This is a genomic window from Ruegeria denitrificans, from assembly GCF_001458295.1.
GTDB lineage: Bacteria > Pseudomonadota > Alphaproteobacteria > Rhodobacterales > Rhodobacteraceae > Ruegeria > Ruegeria denitrificans.
The window spans coordinates 1-5441 of the sequence record NZ_CYUD01000031.1; the positions used below are offsets into that span (position 1 = coordinate 1).

The window sequence follows — 5441 nt, forward strand, 5'->3', positions numbered from 1 at the left end:
CCATGTCTAAATTGTTTGGAGGCGGTCAAAAAGCCGCCTCCGGTGGCATTCAAGGTGATGTGCTTGCTACCGATAACAATACTGTAGGCATGGGTGATGCTGGTATTAAATCTGCCATTCAAGGCTCTAATGTTCCTAACCCTGATGAGGCCGTCCCTAGTTTTGTTTCTGGTGCTATGGCTAAAGCTGGTAAAGGACTTCTTGAAGGTACGTTGCAGGCTGGCACTTCTGCCGTTTCTGATAAGTTGCTTGATTTGGTTGGACTTGGTGGCAAGTCTGCCGCTGATAAAGGAAAGGATACTCGTGATTATCTTGCTGCTGCATTTCCTGAGCTTAATGCTTGGGAGCGTGCTGGTGCTGATGCTTCCTCTGCTGGTATGGTTGACGCCGGATTTGAGAATCAAAAAGAGCTTACTAAAATGCAACTGGACAATCAGAAAGAGATTGCCGAGATGCAAAATGAGACTCAAAAAGAGATTGCTGGCATTCAGTCGGCGACTTCACGCCAGAATACGAAAGACCAGGTATATGCACAAAATGAGATGCTTGCTTATCAACAGAAGGAGTCTACTGCTCGCGTTGCGTCTATTATGGAAAACACCAATCTTTCCAAGCAACAGCAGGTTTCCGAGATTATGCGCCAAATGCTTACTCAAGCTCAAACGGCTGGTCAGTATTTTACCAATGACCAAATCAAAGAAATGACTCGCAAGGTTAGTGCTGAGGTTGACTTAGTTCATCAGCAAACGCAGAATCAGCGGTATGGCTCTTCTCATATTGGCGCTACTGCAAAGGATATTTCTAATGTCGTCACTGATGCTGCTTCTGGTGTGGTTGATATTTTTCATGGTATTGATAAAGCTGTTGCCGATACTTGGAACAATTTCTGGAAAGACGGTAAAGCTGATGGTATTGGCTCTAATTTGTCTAGGAAATAACCGTCAGGATTGACACCCTCCCAATTGTATGTTTTCATGCCTCCAAATCTTGGAGGCTTTTTTATGGTTCGTTCTTATTACCCTTCTGAATGTCACGCTGATTATTTTGACTTTGAGCGTATCGAGGCTCTTAAACCTGCTATTGAGGCTTGTGGCATTTCTACTCTTTCTCAATCCCCAATGCTTGGCTTCCATAAGCAGATGGATAACCGCATCAAGCTCTTGGAAGAGATTCTGTCTTTTCGTATGCAGGGCGTTGAGTTCGATAATGGTGATATGTATGTTGACGGCCATAAGGCTGCTTCTGACGTTCGTGATGAGTTTGTATCTGTTACTGAGAAGTTAATGGATGAATTGGCACAATGCTACAATGTGCTCCCCCAACTTGATATTAATAACACTATAGACCACCGCCCCGAAGGGGACGAAAAATGGTTTTTAGAGAACGAGAAGACGGTTACGCAGTTTTGCCGCAAGCTGGCTGCTGAACGCCCTCTTAAGGATATTCGCGATGAGTATAATTACCCCAAAAAGAAAGGTATTAAGGATGAGTGTTCAAGATTGCTGGAGGCCTCCACTATGAAATCGCGTAGAGGCTTTGCTATTCAGCGTTTGATGAATGCAATGCGACAGGCTCATGCTGATGGTTGGTTTATCGTTTTTGACACTCTCACGTTGGCTGACGACCGATTAGAGGCGTTTTATGATAATCCCAATGCTTTGCGTGACTATTTTCGTGATATTGGTCGTATGGTTCTTGCTGCCGAGGGTCGCAAGGCTAATGATTCACACGCCGACTGCTATCAGTATTTTTGTGTGCCTGAGTATGGTACAGCTAATGGCCGTCTTCATTTCCATGCGGTGCACTTTATGCGGACACTTCCTACAGGTAGCGTTGACCCTAATTTTGGTCGTCGGGTACGCAATCGCCGCCAGTTAAATAGCTTGCAAAATACGTGGCCTTATGGTTACAGTATGCCCATCGCAGTTCGCTACACGCAGGACGCTTTTTCACGTTCTGGTTGGTTGTGGCCTGTTGATGCTAAAGGTGAGCCGCTTAAAGCTACCAGTTATATGGCTGTTGGTTTCTATGTGGCTAAATACGTTAACAAAAAGTCAGATATGGACCTTGCTGCTAAAGGTCTAGGAGCTAAAGAATGGAACAACTCACTAAAAACCAAGCTGTCGCTACTTCCCAAGAAGCTGTTCAGAATCAGAATGAGCCGCAACTTCGGGATGAAAATGCTCACAATGACAAATCTGTCCACGGAGTGCTTAATCCAACTTACCAAGCTGGGTTACGACGCGACGCCGTTCAACCAGATATTGAAGCAGAACGCAAAAAGAGAGATGAGATTGAGGCTGGGAAAAGTTACTGTAGCCGACGTTTTGGCGGCGCAACCTGTGACGACAAATCTGCTCAAATTTATGCGCGCTTCGATAAAAATGATTGGCGTATCCAACCTGCAGAGTTTTATCGCTTCCATGACGCAGAAGTTAACACTTTCGGATATTTCTGATGAGTCGAAAAATTATCTTGATAAAGCAGGAATTACTACTGCTTGTTTACGAATTAAATCGAAGTGGACTGCTGGCGGAAAATGAGAAAATTCGACCTATCCTTGCGCAGCTCGAGAAGCTCTTACTTTGCGACCTTTCGCCATCAACTAACGATTCTGTCAAAAACTGACGCGTTGGATGAGGAGAAGTGGCTTAATATGCTTGGCACGTTCGTCAAGGACTGGTTTAGATATGAGTCACATTTTGTTCATGGTAGAGATTCTCTTGTTGACATTTTAAAAGAGCGTGGATTACTATCTGAGTCCGATGCTGTTCAACCACTAATAGGTAAGAAATCATGAGTCAAGTTACTGAACAATCCGTACGTTTCCAGACCGCTTTGGCCTCTATTAAGCTCATTCAGGCTTCTGCCGTTTTGGATTTAACCGAAGATGATTTCGATTTTCTGACGAGTAACAAAGTTTGGATTGCTACTGACCGCTCTCGTGCTCGTCGCTGCGTTGAGGCTTGCGTTTATGGTACGCTGGACTTTGTAGGATACCCTCGCTTTCCTGCTCCTGTTGAGTTTATTGCTGCCGTCATTGCTTATTATGTTCATCCCGTCAACATTCAAACGGCCTGTCTCATCATGGAAGGCGCTGAATTTACGGAAAACATTATTAATGGCGTCGAGCGTCCGGTTAAAGCCGCTGAATTGTTCGCGTTTACCTTGCGTGTACGCGCAGGAAACACTGACGTTCTTACTGACGCAGAAGAAAACGTGCGTCAAAAATTACGTGCAGAAGGAGTGATGTAATGTCTAAAGGTAAAAAACGTTCTGGCGCTCGCCCTGGTCGTCCGCAGCCGTTGCGAGGTACTAAAGGCAAGCGTAAAGGCGCTCGTCTTTGGTATGTAGGTGGTCAACAATTTTAATTGCAGGGGCTTCGGCCCCTTACTTGAGGATAAATTATGTCTAATATTCAAACTGGCGCCGAGCGTATGCCGCATGACCTTTCCCATCTTGGCTTCCTTGCTGGTCAGATTGGTCGTCTTATTACCATTTCAACTACTCCGGTTATCGCTGGCGACTCCTTCGAGATGGACGCCGTTGGCGCTCTCCGTCTTTCTCCATTGCGTCGTGGCCTTGCTATTGACTCTACTGTAGACATTTTTACTTTTTATGTCCCTCATCGTCACGTTTATGGTGAACAGTGGATTAAGTTCATGAAGGATGGTGTTAATGCCACTCCTCTCCCGACTGTTAACACTACTGGTTATATTGACCATGCCGCTTTTCTTGGCACGATTAACCCTGATACCAATAAAATCCCTAAGCATTTGTTTCAGGGTTATTTGAATATCTATAACAACTATTTTAAAGCGCCGTGGATGCCTGACCGTACCGAGGCTAACCCTAATGAGCTTAATCAAGATGATGCTCGTTATGGTTTCCGTTGCTGCCATCTCAAAAACATTTGGACTGCTCCGCTTCCTCCTGAGACTGAGCTTTCTCGCCAAATGACGACTTCTACCACATCTATTGACATTATGGGTCTGCAAGCTGCTTATGCTAATTTGCATACTGACCAAGAACGTGATTACTTCATGCAGCGTTACCATGATGTTATTTCTTCATTTGGAGGTAAAACCTCTTATGACGCTGACAACCGTCCTTTACTTGTCATGCGCTCTAATCTCTGGGCATCTGGCTATGATGTTGATGGAACTGACCAAACGTCGTTAGGCCAGTTTTCTGGTCGTGTTCAACAGACCTATAAACATTCTGTGCCGCGTTTCTTTGTTCCTGAGCATGGCACTATGTTTACTCTTGCGCTTGTTCGTTTTCCGCCTACTGCGACTAAAGAGATTCAGTACCTTAACGCTAAAGGTGCTTTGACTTATACCGATATTGCTGGCGACCCTGTTTTGTATGGCAACTTGCCGCCGCGTGAAATTTCTATGAAGGATGTTTTCCGTTCTGGTGATTCGTCTAAGAAGTTTAAGATTGCTGAGGGTCAGTGGTATCGTTATGCGCCTTCGTATGTTTCTCCTGCTTATCACCTTCTTGAAGGCTTCCCATTCATTCAGGAACCGCCTTCTGGTGATTTGCAAGAACGCGTACTTATTCGCCACCATGATTATGACCAGTGTTTCCAGTCCGTTCAGTTGTTGCAGTGGAATAGTCAGGTTAAATTTAATGTGACCGTTTATCGCAATCTGCCGACCACTCGCGATTCAATCATGACTTCGTGATAAAAGATTGAGTGTGAGGTTATAACGCCGAAGCGGTAAAAATTTTAATTTTTGCCGCTGAGGGGTTGACCAAGCGAAGCGCGGTAGGTTTTCTGCTTAGGAGTTTAATCATGTTTCAGACTTTTATTTCTCGCCATAATTCAAACTTTTTTTCTGATAAGCTGGTTCTCACTTCTGTTACTCCAGCTTCTTCGGCACCTGTTTTACAGACACCTAAAGCTACATCGTCAACGTTATATTTTGATAGTTTGACGGTTAATGCTGGTAATGGTGGTTTTCTTCATTGCATTCAGATGGATACATCTGTCAACGCCGCTAATCAGGTTGTTTCTGTTGGTGCTGATATTGCTTTTGATGCCGACCCTAAATTTTTTGCCTGTTTGGTTCGCTTTGAGTCTTCTTCGGTTCCGACTACCCTCCCGACTGCCTATGATGTTTATCCTTTGGATGGTCGCCATGATGGTGGTTATTATACCGTCAAGGACTGTGTGACTATTGACGTCCTTCCCCGTACGCCGGGCAATAATGTTTATGTTGGTTTCATGGTTTGGTCTAACTTTACCGCTACTAAATGCCGCGGATTGGTTTCGCTGAATCAGGTTATTAAAGAGATTATTTGTCTCCAGCCACTTAAGTGAGGTGATTTATGTTTGGTGCTATTGCTGGCGGTATTGCTTCTGCTCTTGCTGGTGGCGCCATGTCTAAATTGTTTGGAGGCGGTCAAAAAGCCGCCTCCGGTGGCATTCAAGG

8 protein-coding genes are annotated in these 5441 nt (G+C 44.8%); all 8 read left to right on the forward strand.

Translation table 11 applies throughout. The features are described 5' to 3' along the window. On the forward strand, positions 1–938 hold a 938-nt coding region (locus RUE5091_RS23960), incomplete at its 5' end, for a minor spike protein H (RefSeq protein ID WP_001450027.1). Positions 939–1001: 63 nt separating this feature from the next. After that, positions 1002–2543: a replication endonuclease gene (locus tag RUE5091_RS23965; protein WP_000252566.1), complete on the forward strand. Its 1542-nt coding sequence runs from the start codon at positions 1002–1004 to the stop codon at positions 2541–2543. Next, complete coding sequence (locus RUE5091_RS23970) at positions 2476–2628, forward strand: hypothetical protein (RefSeq protein ID WP_435988044.1); 153 nt, start codon at positions 2476–2478, stop codon at positions 2626–2628. The genes RUE5091_RS23965 and RUE5091_RS23970 overlap by 68 nt, the downstream gene beginning before the upstream one ends. Continuing rightward, the gene (locus tag RUE5091_RS23975) at positions 2561–2800 is read left to right on the forward strand and encodes a phage DNA packaging protein C (protein WP_016670801.1); all 240 of its coding nucleotides are present in this window, start codon (positions 2561–2563) and stop codon (positions 2798–2800) included. Before RUE5091_RS23970 ends, RUE5091_RS23975 begins: the two co-directional genes overlap by 68 nt. Then, positions 2797–3255, forward strand: coding sequence for a scaffolding protein D (locus RUE5091_RS23980; protein ID WP_000084700.1), 459 nt, complete (start codon positions 2797–2799; stop codon positions 3253–3255). Before RUE5091_RS23975 ends, RUE5091_RS23980 begins: the two co-directional genes overlap by 4 nt. Further along, a complete protein-coding gene (locus RUE5091_RS23985; RefSeq protein ID WP_000033471.1) occupies positions 3255–3371 on the forward strand; it encodes a phage DNA packaging protein J in 117 nt (38 codons plus the stop codon). The genes RUE5091_RS23980 and RUE5091_RS23985 overlap by 1 nt, the downstream gene beginning before the upstream one ends. A 36-nt stretch (positions 3372–3407) precedes the next feature. Then, positions 3408–4691: a major capsid protein gene (locus tag RUE5091_RS23990; protein WP_000065572.1), complete on the forward strand. Its 1284-nt coding sequence runs from the start codon at positions 3408–3410 to the stop codon at positions 4689–4691. A 110-nt stretch (positions 4692–4801) separates the two neighbouring features. Then, the gene (locus RUE5091_RS23995) at positions 4802–5329 is read left to right on the forward strand and encodes a hypothetical protein (protein WP_000487867.1); all 528 of its coding nucleotides are present in this window, start codon (positions 4802–4804) and stop codon (positions 5327–5329) included. The last annotated feature ends 112 nt before the right edge of the window (positions 5330–5441 follow it).